Here is a 15,822-nt window from a genome sequence, read left to right on the forward strand (position 1 = left end):
TTATTGCTCCGCCTGTTCTGCGGCTGGTTGCTGGGCCTCGTTTGGCTGCTCCAGGCCTGGGCGTACCCACCAGGTGTGCAGGCCGATGTCGTAGAGCGGCGTCACCTTCGGATGCTCGAAGCGGTTCCAGTAGGCAACACGCCAGGTCTTGATATGCCAGTTGGGGATCACGTAGTAGCCCCACAGCAATGCGCGATCCAGCGACCGGGTGTGGGCGATCAGGTTCTGCCGCGAGTCGGCGTTGATCAGCCCTTCGACCAGTTGGTCGATGGCCGGGTCTTTCAGGCCGATGTAGTTACGGCTGCCCGGGTTGTCGGCGCTGGAGGAGTGCCAGTATTCACGCTGTTCGTTGCCCGGCGAGTTGGACTGGCCGAAACCGCCGACGATCATGTCGAAATCACGCGAGCGCAGGCGGTTGATGTACTGCGAAACGTCGACCCGGCGGATCACCATCTCGATGCCGAGGTCGGCCAGGTTGCGCTTGAAGGGCAGCAGCACGCGCTCGAACTCGGTCTGCGCGAGCAGGAATTCGAAACTGACCGGCTGGCCATTGGCGTCGAGCATGTGATCGCCATCGATGCGCCAGCCGGCCTGCTGCAGCAACTGATAGGCGCGGCGCTGCTGTTCGCGGATGATGCCGCTGCCGTCGGTGACCGGCACGCGGAATTCTTCGTTGAACACTTCGGCTGGAACCTTGCCGCGCAGCGGTTCGAGGATCGCCAGTTCGTCTTCGCCAGGCAGCCCCCGCGAGCCCAGTTCGGAGTTGTCGAAGTAGCTGCGGGTGCGGATGTAGGCGCCGTTGAACAGGCGCTTGTTGGCCCATTCGAAGTCGAACAGCAGGCCCAGCGCCTCACGCACGCGGCGATCCTGGAACTGAGGGCGGCGGGTGTTGAAGATGAAGCCCTGCATCCCTGTCGGGTTGCGGTTCTGGATTTCTTCCTTGATCAGCTGGCCATTGGCGACCGCCGGGGTGTTGTAGGCAGTGGCCCAGTTCTTCGCGCTGGTTTCCAGCCAGTAGTCGAACTGGCCTGCCTTGAGCGCCTCCAGGGCCACGGTGTTGTCGCGGTAGTAGTCGATCTGGATGGTGTCGAAGTTGTAGAAGCCACGGCTCACCGGCAAGTCCTTGGCCCACCAGTCCTTGACCCGCTCGTAGCGGATGCTGCGGCCGGGCTGGACGCGACCGACCTTGTACGGACCACTGCCCAGCGGCACATCCAGGTTGCTCTTGCTGAAGTCGCGCTCGGCCCACCAGTGTTTGGGCAGAATCGGTAGTTGGCCGACGATCAGCGGTAACTCGCGATTGCCGGCATGCTTGAACACGAAGCGCACGCTGCGTGGCGACTCCACTTCCACCTGGGCGACGTCGGCGTAGTAGCCACGATACATCGGCGCGCCTTTTTCCATCAGCGTATCGAAGGTGAATTTCACGTCTTCGGCGGTGATCGGCGTGCCGTCGTGAAAGCGCGCCTCCTTGCGAATCAGAAAGCGCACCCAGGCATTGTCGGGCGCCTTCTCGATCTTCTCGGCTACCAGACCATAGGCGGTGAAGGGCTCATCCATGCTCTGTACGGCCAGGGTGTCGTAGATCAGGTTGATCTCGTCGGCGGACACGCCTTTGCTGATGAACGGGTTGAGGCTGTCGAAGCCACCGAAGCCGGCTTCGCGGAAGGTGCCGCCCTTGGGCGCGTCGGGGTTGGTGTATTCGAAGTGGGTGAAATTGGCGGGGTATTTGGGCGGCTCGTCATAGAGCGTGACGGCGTGCTTGGGGGCGGCGAAGGCCAGGCCGGCGAGGCCGAGCAGAATGAGGCTGCTACCGTGAAGCAGGAAACTGCGCAGCGGGTGGGTCATCGAGGGTTCTCCGTTGGCTTCAGCCACCAGGTGCGCAGGCCCAGCGTGTAGGGCGGCGTGGTGACGAAGGCGAACCGGTTGCGGTACGCCAGGCGGTGATAGTTGATGTACCAGTTGGGAATGCTGTAGTGCTGCCAGAGCAGGACCCGGTCGAGGGCGCGAGCGGCGGCGATCTGCTCGTCGCGGGTCTGCGCCGAGAGCAGCTTGTCGATCATTTCGTCGACCACCGGATCGTTGACGCCTGCGTAGTTCTTGCCGCCCTTGACGTTAACCTGACTGGAATGGAAATACAGCGATTGCTCCAGGCCCGGACTGAGGGTTTGCGGCAGGGTCAGCAAAATCATGTCGTAGTCGAACTGGTCGAGGCGTTGCTTGTACTGGGCGCGGTCGACGGTGCGCAGGTTGGCCTGTATGCCGATGCTGGCAAGGTTGGCGGTATAGGGCTGGAGAATGCGTTCGAGGCTGGGGTTGACCAGCATGATCTCGAATTCGAGACGTTGGCCTCGGGCATTGCGCAGTTCCTGGCCGACGGGTTTCCAGCCGGCTTCGGCCAATAGACCGAGGGCGCGACGCAAGGTTTCCCGCGGGATGCCGCGCCCATCGGTTACCGGCTGCTTCGGCGCCTCGGTGAACAGGCGCGCGGGCAGTTTGTCGCGGTGCGGTGACAGCAGCAGCCATTCCGCACCCTCGGGCTTGCCGGTGGCCGAGAACTCGCTGTTGGGGTAATAGCTGGCGGCGCGCATGTAGGCGTTGTTGAACAGGGTGCGATTGGTCCACTCGAAATCGAACATCATCCCCAGCGCTTCGCGCACCCTGCGGTCGCTGAATATCTCACGGCGCGTGTTCATGAACAGCGCCTGGGTCTGGGTCGGGATCTGGTGCGGTATCTCGGCGCGAACCACGTCACCACGGGTCACGGCCGGAAAGCGATAACCGTTGCTCCAGTTCTTTGCCTGATTCTCGATGTAGAAATCGAATTCGCCGGCCTTGAAGGCTTCGAAGGCGACATGGTTGTCGCGGTAGAACTCCACTTCGATACGGTCGAAGTTGTACTTGCCGCGATTGACCGGCAGGTCCTTGCCCCACCAGTCCTTCACCCGTTCGAACACCAGGCGGCGGCCCGGCACCACCTGGACGATGCGATAGGGCCCGCTGCCCAGTGGCGCATCGAAGGTGGTGCTCTTGAAGTCGCGGTCCTTCCAGTAGTGCTGCGGCAACACCGGTAGTTCACCCAGGCGCAGGATCAGCAGCGGGTTGCCGGCGCGCTTGAAGACGAAGCGGATGCGATGACGGCCAAGAATGTCGACGCGCTTCACTTCCTGCAGGTTGGTGCGGTATTGCGGGTGGCCGTCACTGCGTAGCAGGCGATAGGAAAACGCCACGTCGTAGGCTGTGATGGGTTTGCCGTCGTGAAAGCGTGCTTCCGGTCGCAGGTTGAACACCACCCAGCTGCGGTCCTCGCTGTATTCGACGCTTTTGGCGATCAGGCCGTAGCTCGAAGCCGGCTCATCACCCGAAGGGTCATAGGCGCCGGTGCCGACCATCAGGGGTTCGTTCAGCTCGTTGGCGCCATATTGCAGGAAGTGCGCTGTGCTGATCGGACTGCTGCCCTTGAAGGTGTAGGGGTTGAGCGTATCGAATGTGCCGGACGCCATGATGCGCAACGTGCCACCTTTGGGCGCATCGGGGTTGACCCAGTCGAAATGACTGAAGCTGGCGGGGTACTTGAGTGTCCCGAACTGGGCGTAGCCGTGGCTCTCGCTGATAGTCGCAGAGGCGGGAAAGCTCAAGGCCAGGCTGAGGAACAGCAGTAGGAGGGGACGCATCGGGCGTGAGATCCGATCCATGGCGGCGTTTGGGCTTCTGGGGCGGTACAGTAACAGCTTGTATCGGCAGGAAAAAGAGTGCCGTGGCGGGCGGTCGCCCGTGACGCTTTGGCATACACTTGCAGCAGACGTCACGAGGGCACGAACTTTGTCGGAACATAGCCATGGTCTGCAGTCATGGATTGATCGCTTCAACCAAGCCGAACTGCCCGCGCTGGCCTCGGTGGTACAGGATCTACAGCGCCTGGCGCAGCAGGAGTCTGCCTCGGTACAGCAACTGGCCGATGTGTTACTGCGTGATGCCGCGCTGACCTCCAAGGTGCTGCGGGTGGCCAACAGCGTTTATTACAACCCCTCGCAAGAAGCCATCAAGACCATTTCGCGGGCCATCGTGCTGATCGGTTTCGACAACGTTCGGCTGATCTGTCTTTCCGTCAGTCTGATCGACGGTTTGCTTACCCGCGCGCCACGTGAACAACTGCAGACGCTGCTCGCGCGTTCCTTTCACGCTGCCGTGCAGGCACGCAACATGGCCAGCTATGTGATTGCCGGGCATGCCGAAGAGGTGTTCATCGCGGCGTTGCTGCATCACCTGGGCGAGCTCGCGTTCTGGGGCTGTGGCGGGGCGCAGGCCGACGAGCTGGCCGCTGCTCTTGAGCGCCCGGGTGTCGATGCCGATGAGGCCGTGCGCGAAATACTCGGTACCAGCTTCCGGCAACTGACCCAGGCACTGCTGAAAAGCTGGAGTCTGGGTGAGACCGCCAGCCTGGCACAGGCCGGCGCCAGCCCTCATGATCCGGCGGCTTATGCGGTACAGCTGGGAGTGCGCATCAGCGAGGCAGCGCTCGAAGGCTGGGACTGCGCGGAGATGGACAGTGCTATGGGCAAGGTGGCCGCCTTTATCGGTCTGGCGCCGGAAGAAGCCCTGCAGCAGGTGTTGGCCAGCGCAGACGAGGCGGTCAAGGTCGCCTCGACCTTCGGTGCCAGCAAGCTTTGCAAGCTGATCCCCAGCACTGACCCCGAGCATATTCGTCAACAGCAGGAGGCGCGCCGCGCGCAGTTGTTGCAGCCGGATCTGCTGGTGATGCAGCAGGCCCTGCAGGATCTCGGGTTGATGGTTAGTGCCAGAGGCGACGTCGGTTTGGTGCTCGATACCCTGTTGCAAGGTCTGCACCGCGGCGCCGGCCTGGAGCGGGTGATGCTCACGGTGCTGGCCGATGGGCAAAGCCGCTTTCGCGCCAAGCGGGTAATAGGTGAGAAGACTCAGCACTGGCTGGAGGACTTCGTGCTGCCGGCCGAACAGGCGGAGCAGCCGCATATCTTCAGTTATGCGTTGCGCCATCGTGAGGCGATCTGGATGGGCGTGCCCGCCAGCTACAACCTGGCCGAGCTGGTGACCCAGCCAATTCGACGCAGCCTCGGCGGCGGCATGTTCTTCATCGCACCGATCCTCGCCGGTACGCGGGAGATCGGGGTGCTCTATGCCGATAGTCGATTGTCCGGGCGAGCGCTACGGCATGAGCAGTTCGTGGCGTTTCAGCGCTTCACGCAACTGACCGGCCGCTGCCTGGAAGCGATCAGCAAGCGCTGATCAGGGCAGGTAGAGGGTCAGCATTTCGCCTGGGCGCAGGGTTTCGGTGCGCGGATTCCAGGCTTGCAGGCGCTTGAGGTCGATCTTGAAGCGCTTGGCGATCACGTACAGCGAATCGCCGTGCTGCACGCGGTAGTAGGTGGCCTTGTCGTGCGCGCGCGAGCTGCTGCGAGTGTTGCTGGCGACCTGCGCGCCGTTATCTGCCGCCGCCAGACTGAGCACCTGGCCGACTTTCAGCTGATTGCCTTGCAGCTTGTTCCAGCGCTTCAGGTCATGCACCGCAACCTGGTTGGCGCGAGCGATCTGCCACAGGCTGTCGCCGTTCTTCACCTGATAGGTGCGCCTGCTCGTGCTCTGGGCGACGTTACGCTGTTGATACAGCGGCTCGCTCGGCTGGGCGCCGGGTTTGCCCGGAATGGTCAGCTCCTGGCCGATGCTCAGGTTGTTGCTGCTCAGGCGGTTGACGTCCTTGAGCATGCTGACGGTCAGGTGATTGCGATTGGCAATGGCATGCAGGCTGTCGCCGGAGCGTACGGTGTAGGTCTGCCAGTCGACCAGCTCCTGTGGCTTCATCAGGGCCAGGTTGGCGCTGAGCATTTCCGCCTTGTCGGTCGGTACCAGCAGGTGCTGCGGGCCATCCAGGGTGATGCCGCGCTTGTAGGCGGGGTTCAGTTGCAGCAGTTCCTCTTCGTCCAGGTCGGCCAGCTTGGCCACGCGGGACAGGTCCATGTGCTGCTTGATGGCGATCTGTTCGAAGTAGGGTGCGTCGGCGATCGGCGCCAGGTTTACGCCGTAGGCTTCCGGGGTCAGGATGACCTGCGACAGCGCCAGCAGTTTGGGCACGTAGTCTTCGGTTTCCTTGGGCAGCGACAGGTTCCAGTAGTCGCTGGGCAGGCCGAGCTTCTCGTTGCGCTCGATGGCGCGGCTGACGCGGCCTTCGCCTGCGTTGTACGCGGCCAGGGCGAGCAGCCAGTCGCCATTGAACATCTCGTGCAGGCGGCTCAGGTAGTTGAGTGCCGCCTGAGTCGACGCGGTGACGTCACGGCGGCCGTCGTACCAGTTGGTCTGACGCAGGTTGTAATGGCGGCCGGTGGACGGGATGAACTGCCAGAGACCGACGGCATGCGCCGACGAATAAGCCTGTGGGTCGTAGGCACTTTCGATGACCGGCAGCAGCGCCAGCTCCATTGGCATGTCGCGCTCGGCCAGGCGCTCGACGATGTAGTGGATATAAGGTGCGCTGCGTTCGCTGACGGTGTTGACGTGTTTGGGATTGCTGGCGTACCAGAGGCGCACGCGCTCGATACGCGGGTTGATGCCGATTTCATCCTGCAGCTTGAAACCGTCGCGCACCCGTTCCCAGATATCGCTGTATTCACGTGGCTTGGTTGGGTTGCTGAGCCACTCGGGCTCACGCTCCAGGCCGACCGCGCGCGAGGTGTCGGTCGCCTGATCCGGGGTGTCGCTGGGGAGGCTCTGACAGCCGGCCAGGATCATGCTGCACATCACCGCGAGCGTTCGAGCGCCTCGCGCCAATGCCTTTATATTCAATGGCTTGCGTGATGTTGAAGGCATTGGGTGAGGTGTATGTCCCGGCGAAAAGATCGGGCGATTCTAGGAACCGGGCCGGGGGTGGTCAAGTTTTCGCCAGTTTTTTGCGGGCCTGTCGACCTTTTCCTCAGCCGCTAAAAAGTGTCTTTCCAGGCACGCAGACTAGCGAATACGGCGCTTGGCTCGCACGATTGCCGGTCGTCGCGTCCCTCGGTCGCAGCGACGATCGACGGCTCGCTGGCGCGCAGGAAGGGGTTGGTGGCCAGCTCCAGTTCGATGGTCGACGGCAGGCTGATACGCCCTTCTTCGCGCCAGCGGGTCACTTCGGCCAGGCGCTCGTTCAGCTGCTGGTTGTCTGGCTCCACGGCATGGGCAAAGCGCAGATTGCTCAAGGTGTATTCATGGGTGCAATACACCCGCGTGCGAGCGGGCAGGGCCGCCAGGCGGCTCAGGGATCGATGCATCTGTTGCGGGGTCCCCTCGAACAGGCGACCGCAGCCGCCTGCGAACAGGGTGTCGCCGCAGAACAGCAGGTTCTGCTCAGCATGGTAGAAGGCGATATGGCCGAGGGTGTGACCAGGCACGGCCATGACCTTGAAGCGCAGACCCAGTACTTCGATCTCGTCGTCATCGTTCAGGGCGATGTCGCGCGCCGGAATCTTTTCCGTCGCCGGGCCGGCGACACGTGCGCCGCTGGCTTTTTTCAGCGCTTCGACGCCGCCGACGTGATCGAAGTGGTGATGAGTGATCAAGATATCACTGAGCGTCCAGTCAGGATGGGCTTGCAGCCAGGCCAGGACGGGCGCCGCATCACCGGGATCGACCACCGCGCAGCGCCTGCTGCGGGCGTCTTGCAGCAGCCAGATATAGTTGTCATTGAAGGCAGGTAGCGCGTCGATCTGGATCATTGCGGGTCGCTAAGCGGGTGATAAAGGTGCATCTTAGACACGACATGCGGAACCTGTCATGTGGAGGCAGCGATGACTGATCAGGCATTCGCCCAGGCCGATCCTGAGTGGCTCAAGCTTGTGGGTGAGGCGCGCCAATGGCTGGCCGGGCCGCTCGGGCAGCTGTTGCTGGAAGAGGAGCGGCGCTTGCTGGAGGAAGAGCTGGCGCGTTTTTTTGGCGGCTATCTGGTGAGCTACGGGCCCGGTGCCGAAGGGCCGCCCAAGGCCGGGCAGATCCAACACAACGTGCGCCTCGGCGCGCCAATGCCCGGTGTGCAGATCGTCTGCGAGGAGCAATCTTGGCCACTGGGTGAGCACGCCGCCGACGTTGTGGTGTTGCAGCATGGCCTGGATTTCAGTCTGTCGCCCCATGGCCTGTTGCGTGAGGCGGCGCGCAGCGTAAGGCCTGGCGGGCATCTGTTGATTCTGGGGATTCATCCCTGGAGTACCTGGGGCGTACGTCGCCTGTTCGCCCAGGATGGTCTGGCCAAGGCGCGCTGTATTGCCCCGAGCCGTGTCACGGACTGGCTCAGCCTGCTGGGCTTTGCGTTGGAGAAACGCCGGTTCGGGTGCTATCGTCCGCCGCTCGCGTCGCTGGCCTGGCAAATGCGTCTGCGCCGAATGGAGCGCTGGGGCGACGCCTGGCAGCTGCCGGGCGCCGGTTTTTACCTGCTGGTGGCGCGCAAGCTGGTAGTCGGTTTGCGCCCGCTGCGGCAATCGCGCCGTGAGCCGATGGGCAAGCTGCTGCCGATGCCGGTGGCCAAGGTCAGCCGGCGTGATCTCGATAACTGAGGGCCATGTTCCCGGTTAGTCAATTCTGTTCAGAGCTTATGAATGTCCGAAACCGATGATGTGGTGATCTACACCGACGGCGCCTGCAAAGGCAATCCTGGTCCTGGTGGCTGGGGCGCGCTGCTGGTCTACAAGGGCGTGGAAAAGGAACTCTGGGGCGGCGACCCCAACACCACCAACAACCGGATGGAGCTGATGGCCGCGATTGCCGGCCTGATCGCACTGACGCGGCCTTGTACGGTCAAGCTGGTGACCGACTCGCAATATGTAATGAAGGGCATCCAGGAATGGCTGCCGAACTGGAAGAAGCGCGGCTGGAAAACGGCTTCTAAAGAGCCGGTGAAGAATGCCGACCTCTGGCAGAAGCTGGATGAGGAAGTCAATCGTCATCAGGTGAGCTGGCAGTGGGTGCGCGGGCATACCGGACATCCTGGCAACGAGCGAGCCGACCAGTTGGCCAATCGAGGGGTCGACGAGGTGCGCTCGGCGCGTTGAGCCGTGGCGCGCGAGCTGAGTTAAGATGCCGCGCTTGAATGTGCGACAACCCGGATAGATGAGAGAGGCAAGGCGTGACAACCGATAACACCGTCAAGCGCTACGTGGTGCTGGATACCGAAACCACCGGCATGCCGGTCACCGACGGGCACCGTATCATCGAGATCGGTTGTGTCGAGTTGTTGGGGCGGCGCCTGACCGGGCGTCACTTTCACGTCTACCTCAACCCGGATCGCGAGATCGACGAAGGCGCCATCGCGGTTCACGGCATCACCAACGAATACGTAGCCGACAAGCCGCGCTTCAGGGAGGTCGCCGATGAGTTCTACGAATTCATCAAGGGCGCCCAGCTGATCATCCACAACGCGGCGTTCGACGTTGGCTTCATCAACAACGAGTTCGCCCTGCTGGGGCAGAGCGAGCGCGCCGACGTCAGCGACTATTGCTCGGTGCTCGATACCCTGATGATGGCGCGCGAACGCCATCCGGGGCAGCGCAACAGCCTGGACGCACTGTGCAAGCGTTACGGCGTCGACAACTCCAACCGCGAACTGCACGGCGCCTTGCTCGACTCGGAGATTCTGGCCGACGTCTACCTGGCGATGACGGGTGGGCAGACCAACCTGTCTCTGGCCGGTGAAGGCTCCGATGGCGATGGCAGCGGGCGTCAGCAGGCCACTCCGATCCGCCGCCTGGACGCTTCGCGCCCGCGCACGCGGGTCATTCGCGCCAACGAAGACGAGCTCGCGGCGCACATGGCGCGTCTGGCAGTGATCGAGAAATCCGCTGGCGGCCCGTCGTTGTGGGCGCAGCTGGAAAAAGCGCCGGAATAACCGAACAGCGCAATTGCGACCTTTTCTTATAGCGTGATGCACAGGGGGTTCCGCCCATCAGGGGGAGCCTCTAACCTGAGCTGATGGGCAGGCCATGCCTGCCAGCCTTCAGGACGTCACAATGTATAAAGATCTCAAGTTTCCCGTCCTAATCGTGCATCGCGACATCAAGGCCGACACCGTGGCCGGTGATCGTGTGCGCGCCATCGCTCAGGAACTCACCCAGGACGGTTTCAGTATTCTGCCCACGGCCAGCGCCGCCGAAGGGCGTATCGTTGCCTCCACTCATCACGGCCTGGCCTGCATTCTGGTGGCGGCCGAAGGCGCAGGGGAGAACAGCCGGCTGTTGCAGGACATGGTCGAGCTGATCCGCGTGGCGCGGGTACGGGCGCCGCAACTGCCGATCTTCGCCCTGGGCGAGCAGGTCACCATCGAGAATGCGCCGGCCGAGGCCATGGCCGATCTCAACCACCTGCGTGGCATCCTCTACCTCTACGAAGACACCGTGTCCTTCCTGGCCCGGCAGGTAGCGCGTGCGGCGCACAACTACCTCGACGGTCTGTTACCGCCGTTCTTCAAGGCGCTGGTGCAGCACACCGCGCAATCCAACTACTCCTGGCACACACCCGGCCATGGCGGCGGCGTGGCCTACCGCAAGAGCCCGGTAGGGCAGGCCTTTCACCAGTTCTTTGGCGAGAACACCCTGCGTTCCGACCTGTCGGTATCGGTACCGGAGCTGGGCTCGCTGCTCGATCACACCGGGCCGTTGGCCGAGGCCGAGGCACGTGCGGCGCGCAATTTCGGCGCCGACCACACCTTCTTCGTGATCAACGGTACCTCGACGGCGAACAAGATCGTCTGGCATTCGATGGTCGGTCGCGACGACCTGGTACTGGTGGATCGCAACTGCCACAAGTCGATCCTGCACTCGATCATCATGACCGGCGCCATTCCGCTTTACCTGTGCCCGGAGCGCAACGAGCTGGGCATCATCGGGCCGATTCCGCTCTCCGAGTTCAGCCGCGAGTCGATCCAGGCGAAGATCGACGCCAGCCCGCTGGCGCGTGGCCGCGCGCCCAAGGTCAAGCTGGCGGTGGTGACCAACTCCACTTACGACGGGCTCTGTTACAACGCCGAGATGGTCAAGCAGGCCCTTGGCGATTCGGTCGAAGTGCTGCACTTCGACGAAGCCTGGTATGCCTACGCCGCGTTCCACGAGTTCTACGCCGGCCGCTACGGCATGGGCACCCAGTGCGACGAACAGTCACCGTTGGTGTTCACCACCCATTCCACGCACAAGCTGCTGGCGGCCTTCAGTCAGGCCTCGATGATCCATGTGCAGGATGGCGGCCAGCGTCAGTTGGACCGCGACCGTTTCAACGAAGCCTTCATGATGCATATCTCTACCTCGCCGCAGTACGGCATCATCGCCTCGCTGGACGTGGCCTCGGCGATGATGGAGGGCCCGGCCGGGCGTTCGCTGATTCAGGAGACGTTCGACGAAGCGCTGAGCTTCCGTCGTGCCCTGGCCAATGTGCGGCGCAACCTGAGTGCCGAGGACTGGTGGTTCAGCATTTGGCAGCCGGGTGAGGCCGATGGTGCCGACAGTCTGTCTACCGCTGATTGGGTGCTGCAGCCCGATGCCGACTGGCACGGTTTCGGCGAAGTGGCCAACGATTATGTGCTGCTCGATCCGATCAAGGTCACCCTGGTGATGCCGGGCCTCAACGCGGCCGGCAAGCTCGAGCAACAGGGGATTCCCGCTGCGGTGGTCAGCAAGTTCCTCTGGGAGCGAGGTCTGGTGGTGGAGAAGACCGGTCTTTACTCCTTCCTGGTGCTGTTCTCCATGGGCATCACCAAGGGCAAGTGGAGCACGCTGCTGACCGAGTTGCTGGAGTTCAAGCGCAGCTATGACGCCAACCTGCCGCTGATCGATGTATTGCCCTCCATTGCCTATGCCGGCGGCGGGCGCTACCAGGGCATGGGGCTGCGTGATCTGTGCGATGCATTGCACGGCTGCTATCGCGAGAATGCCACGGCCAAAGCGCTGAAGAGCATGTACACGGCGCTGCCGGAACTGGCGATCAAACCGGCCGACGCCTACGACCGCCTGGTGCGCGGCGAGGTGGAGGCGGTGCCCATCGACCAGTTGCAGGGGCGTATCGCCGCCGTAATGCTGGTGCCCTATCCGCCGGGCATTCCGCTGATCATGCCGGGGGAACGCTTCACCGCCGCCACGCGCTCGATCATTGATTACCTGGCCTTCGCCAGAACCTTCGATCAGGCATTCCCGGGTTTCGACATCGACGTGCACGGCCTGCAAACCGAAGCGGGTGAGTACTGCGTGAATTGTCTGGTGGAGTGAGCTGGCTGCGGATCTGTCGAGGAATAAGATCCTCGACAGATCAATCTCTTATCTCTGATATTCAAAGCAGTTGATAACGTCCGAGGCGTGCCCTGCGTCACAGTGGCAAGCATCGACTTTTATGGCGTGCTTGTTATAGTTGCTCGGTTATTAATCACAAAATAAATATCATGCTGCCACGCTGCGGCTGAGGATGCCTGCCATGTCCGACTACAAAGCCTTCCGCGTCGAGCTGGTGGACAAGATCGCCCATGTGCAGATCAACCGTCCGGAAAAGATCAACGCCATGAATGCCGACTTCTGGCGCGAGATCATCGAGATCTTCCAGTGGGTCGACGACAACGACGCGGTGCGTGTCGTGGTGCTCTCCGGTGCGGGCAAACACTTTTCTTCGGGCATCGACCTGATGCTGCTGGCATCGGTCGGCGCCCAGCTGGGCAAGGACGTGGGTCGCAATGCCACGGCTCTGCGGCGCAAGATTCTCGAATTGCAGGCTTCATTCAACGCGGTCGACAACTGCCGTAAGCCGGTACTGGCCGCCATTCAGGGTTATTGCATCGGCGGCGCCATCGATCTGATCAGCGCTTGCGACATGCGCTACAGCACGGTCGATGCGCAGTTCTCGATCAAGGAAATCGACATGGGCATGGCCGCCGACGTCGGCACGCTGCAGCGCCTGCCGCGCATCATCGGAGACGGCATGATGCGCGAGCTGGCCTTTACCGGGCGCAGCATCGACGGCAATGAGGCTGCCCGTATAGGCCTGGTCAACCGTACCTATGAAAGCCACGAGGCGTTGCTTGGGGCAGTGATGGAGATTGCTGCGCAGATCGCCGCCAAGTCGCCGGTTGCGGTGCGCGGCACCAAGGAAATGATTCGCTATATGCGCGATCACCGGGTCGACGATGGCCTGGAATACATTGCCACCTGGAACGCCGCCATGCTGCAGTCGGAAGACCTGCGCCTGGCCATGACGGCGCATATGACCAAGCAGAAGCCGGAGTTTGCCGATTGATGCCGTTTTTGCTGATGTTCGCTGCGAGGTCTAGAGCATGGTAAGTGGAGCCACATCCCTGAATCTGGTGCGCGATGAGCTGTTCGTCACGATGGAGGAGGCCGAGCAGAGCCTCGAGCAGTTCATCGCTGAGCGGCACAACGGCAGCCTGCTGCAGCAGGCTGTGGAAAGCCTGCACCAGGTGCGTGGCACGCTCAATCTGATCGAGCTGGCTGGCGCTGAATTACTGGCTCAGGAAGTGCTCGACCAGGCGACAGACATTCCCGCTGGCGCCGGTGAGGAGCGCGACGTGCAACTGGCGGCGCTCAGCAATGCCCTGCACGTGTTGCGCCGCTATCTGGAAAACGTCGACGCCCACCGCCAGGAGATGCCCGAGCTGTTGCTGCCGGCGATCAACGATCTGCGTCAGGCGGGCGCTCAACAGCCTCTGCCAGAGAGCTTCTTCTTCAGCGTACGGCTGGATCATGCCCGCCCGCACATTGCCACTCAGCCGCTCGATGGCGCTGCCAAACTGAGCGAAGGCAAGCGCCTGCGCCATATGTATCAGGTCGGCTTGCTGGGCTTCATTCGCGAACAGAATCCGCAAGCCAGCCTCAAGTTGATGGTGCGCGCCCTGGCGCGCCTGGACAGTCTGTTCGCCAATGAGCCGCGCGGCCGCATGTGCTGGATCGGCGCGGCCGCCATCGAAGCGCAGTGCGACGGCCAGTTGCTGCCACGCAAGTTGCGCAAGCAGCTGTTCTCGCGGGTGGATCGCGAGCTCAAGGTGATGCTCGCCAATCCCCAGTACGAGGCGCCGCGCAGTCTGCTCAAAGAGCTGCTGTACCTGGTCGCACTGGCCGACAGTCAGGGGCCGCTGGCCAGTGCCATGCGTGAGGTATTCGGGCTGACGCCGCTGCCGTTCACCGACCATATGCTGGAAGAGGAATACCAGCGCCTGGCCGGGCCGGGCAAGGCGGTGATGCGTTCGCTGTCTACGGCGATTCGCGAAGAGCTCGCCAGCGTCAAGGACATGCTCGACCTGCTCGAGCGTGGCACCTTGCAGGACGAAACCCTGGGCACTCTGCATGCTCTGTTGGGCAAGTTGGCCAAGACCCTCGGCATGGTCGGTCTGAACTCTGCCGGCAACTCGCTCAGCGCGCAGTTGCCGCTGGTCGCGTCCTGGCGCGAAGACACGCCGCCGCAGCCGGAACAATTGCACAAGCTGGCCGATGCCGTGCTGTACGTCGAAGGCATGGTGGCGAGCCTGGAGCGCGGTGAAGGGCGCGATACTCGGCCGGCTGTGGTCGAGCCGGGCAATGAAGCCGATTCGTTCGCCGGCCATCAACTCAACGAAGCGCGCATCGTCGTGGTTGATGAAGCACAAGCGGGGCTGGCTTTGGCCAAGCGCGCTATCACCGCTTATCTGGAGTCGGGTGGCGACAAGATGCACCTGTCCAACGTGCCGTTCAGCCTGCAGGCCGTGCGTGGCGGTCTCTGGTTTCTCGAGCAGCGCCGCGCCGCGATGCTGGTCGGAGCCTGCGCTGATTACATCCAGACGCGCATGCTCGAGGCCGGGCAGATGCCGTCGGAGCAGATGCTGGAAACCCTGGCCGACGCCCTCAGCAGCCTCGAGTACTACCTGGAGGCCGGCGCGGTGATGCGTCCGGAGACGCGTCCCAGCGTGCTCGACCTGGCCGAAGAGAGCGTCAAGGCGCTGGGCATGCCGGTGGCAGCCTGATGAGCTGGCGCCACGCTTTCCTCGATCCTGCCCAGTCAGGTGGCTGGGCGCTGCTTTACAGCAAGCAGCATTTTCTCGCCGACAGTAACGGCGTGCTGTTCCCGCGTGACTGGATCAAGCGCCAAGATCTGCCGATCATCGGCGAGCAGGGTATCGGTCACTTCGGTGATGACGCCGTCTACCTGCTGCAGGTCAGGCCCGACGCTGCGCTGGAAGGCTGCACCTGGCAAAGCCTGCGCCAGTTCATGCTGCAGGGCGAGGTGGAAACCTTTCGCATGCTGGCCTACGCGGCGCAGATAGGCACCTGGCATGCCGAGCATCGTTTCTGTGGCAGCTGCGGTGCGCCGACCCGCCAGCTTCCCGGCGAGCGCGCGATGCGCTGCGACGGCTGCGAGTCGCAGCACTACCCACGTATTTCGCCGAGCATGATCGTGCTGGTCACGCGCGGCGACGAGATCCTCCTGGCGCGCTCGCCGCGTTTCGTCACCGGGGTCTACAGCACCCTGGCCGGCTTCGTCGAACCGGGCGAGTCGGTCGAGCATTGCGTGGCGCGCGAGGTGCACGAGGAGGTTGGCCTGCAGGTCAAGAACCTGCAGTACATCGGCAGTCAGGGTTGGCCGTTTCCGCATTCGCTGATGCTGGGCTTTCATGCCGAATATGCAGGTGGCGAAATCGTCATGCAGGAAGACGAAATCGAGGACGCGGGCTGGTTCCGGGTCGATGAGCTACCGCCGCTGCCGGCATCGCGCTCCATCGCCCGCCATCTGATCGACCTCTACGTTGCGCAGCGCCTCGGTCTGCCCGAGCCGACGTTGCCGGCCTAGAGCTGTTTATGTAGGCGC

At 62.8% G+C, this 15,822-nt stretch carries 12 protein-coding genes; 8 read left to right on the plus strand and 4 right to left on the minus strand.

Annotated features, from left to right (window positions below; translation table 11 throughout):
* Both PCLY_RS10065 and PCLY_RS10070 read right to left on the minus strand, forming a co-directional pair.
* A complete protein-coding gene (locus PCLY_RS10065) occupies nt 1–1,848 on the minus strand; it encodes an extracellular solute-binding protein (protein ID WP_061239166.1) in 1,848 nt (615 codons plus the stop codon).
* A complete protein-coding gene (locus tag PCLY_RS10070; RefSeq protein ID WP_061239167.1) occupies nt 1,845–3,674 on the minus strand; it encodes an extracellular solute-binding protein in 1,830 nt (609 codons plus the stop codon). Before PCLY_RS10070 ends, PCLY_RS10065 begins: the two co-directional genes overlap by 4 nt.
* A 148-nt stretch (nt 3,675–3,822) precedes the next feature.
* On the opposite strand from PCLY_RS10070, the gene PCLY_RS10075 reads away from it, so the two are divergent.
* Nucleotides 3,823–5,265: an HDOD domain-containing protein gene (locus PCLY_RS10075; RefSeq protein WP_394326850.1), complete on the plus strand. Its 1,443-nt coding sequence runs from the start codon at nt 3,823–3,825 to the stop codon at nt 5,263–5,265.
* Here PCLY_RS10075 and PCLY_RS10080 read toward each other — a convergent pair whose 3' ends face one another.
* A complete protein-coding gene (locus PCLY_RS10080; RefSeq protein ID WP_061239168.1) occupies nt 5,266–6,840 on the minus strand; it encodes a lytic transglycosylase domain-containing protein in 1,575 nt (524 codons plus the stop codon).
* Nucleotides 6,841–6,950: 110 nt separating this feature from the next.
* Complete coding sequence (gene gloB, locus PCLY_RS10085; protein WP_061239169.1) at nt 6,951–7,724, minus strand: hydroxyacylglutathione hydrolase; 774 nt, start codon at nt 7,722–7,724, stop codon at nt 6,951–6,953.
* A 72-nt stretch (nt 7,725–7,796) separates the two neighbouring features.
* Here gloB and PCLY_RS10090 point away from each other — a divergent pair, with 72 nt between their 5' ends.
* The 7 genes from PCLY_RS10090 (at nt 7,797) to nudC (ending at nt 15,804) form a co-directional block, all read left to right on the plus strand.
* Nucleotides 7,797–8,555, plus strand: a complete 759-nt coding sequence (locus PCLY_RS10090; RefSeq protein WP_061239170.1) for a class I SAM-dependent methyltransferase — start codon at nt 7,797–7,799, stop codon at nt 8,553–8,555.
* A gap of 42 nt (nt 8,556–8,597) precedes the next feature.
* Nucleotides 8,598–9,050 carry a ribonuclease HI gene (gene rnhA / locus PCLY_RS10095; protein ID WP_061239171.1) on the plus strand — a complete coding sequence of 151 codons (453 nt, stop codon included), beginning with the start codon at nt 8,598–8,600 and terminating at the stop codon, nt 9,048–9,050.
* A gap of 74 nt (nt 9,051–9,124) precedes the next feature.
* Nucleotides 9,125–9,883 carry a DNA polymerase III subunit epsilon gene (gene dnaQ / locus PCLY_RS10100; RefSeq protein WP_082768050.1) on the plus strand — a complete coding sequence of 253 codons (759 nt, stop codon included), beginning with the start codon at nt 9,125–9,127 and terminating at the stop codon, nt 9,881–9,883.
* 121 nt (nt 9,884–10,004) lie between these two features.
* Nucleotides 10,005–12,248 carry an Orn/Lys/Arg family decarboxylase gene (locus PCLY_RS10105; protein ID WP_061239172.1) on the plus strand — a complete coding sequence of 748 codons (2,244 nt, stop codon included), beginning with the start codon at nt 10,005–10,007 and terminating at the stop codon, nt 12,246–12,248.
* Nucleotides 12,249–12,450: 202 nt separating this feature from the next.
* Nucleotides 12,451–13,263 carry a crotonase/enoyl-CoA hydratase family protein gene (locus PCLY_RS10110; RefSeq protein WP_061239173.1) on the plus strand — a complete coding sequence of 271 codons (813 nt, stop codon included), beginning with the start codon at nt 12,451–12,453 and terminating at the stop codon, nt 13,261–13,263.
* Nucleotides 13,264–13,300: 37 nt separating this feature from the next.
* Nucleotides 13,301–14,980 (plus strand): hypothetical protein, encoded by a 1,680-nt coding sequence (locus PCLY_RS10115; RefSeq protein WP_061239174.1) that lies wholly within the window; start codon nt 13,301–13,303, stop codon nt 14,978–14,980.
* Nucleotides 14,980–15,804 carry an NAD(+) diphosphatase gene (gene nudC / locus PCLY_RS10120; RefSeq protein ID WP_061239175.1) on the plus strand — a complete coding sequence of 275 codons (825 nt, stop codon included), beginning with the start codon at nt 14,980–14,982 and terminating at the stop codon, nt 15,802–15,804. Before PCLY_RS10115 ends, nudC begins: the two co-directional genes overlap by 1 nt.
* Nucleotides 15,805–15,822 lie beyond the last annotated feature (18 nt).

It is taken from the genome of Ectopseudomonas composti (assembly GCF_001567565.1).
Lineage (GTDB): Bacteria > Pseudomonadota > Gammaproteobacteria > Pseudomonadales > Pseudomonadaceae > Aquipseudomonas > Aquipseudomonas composti_A.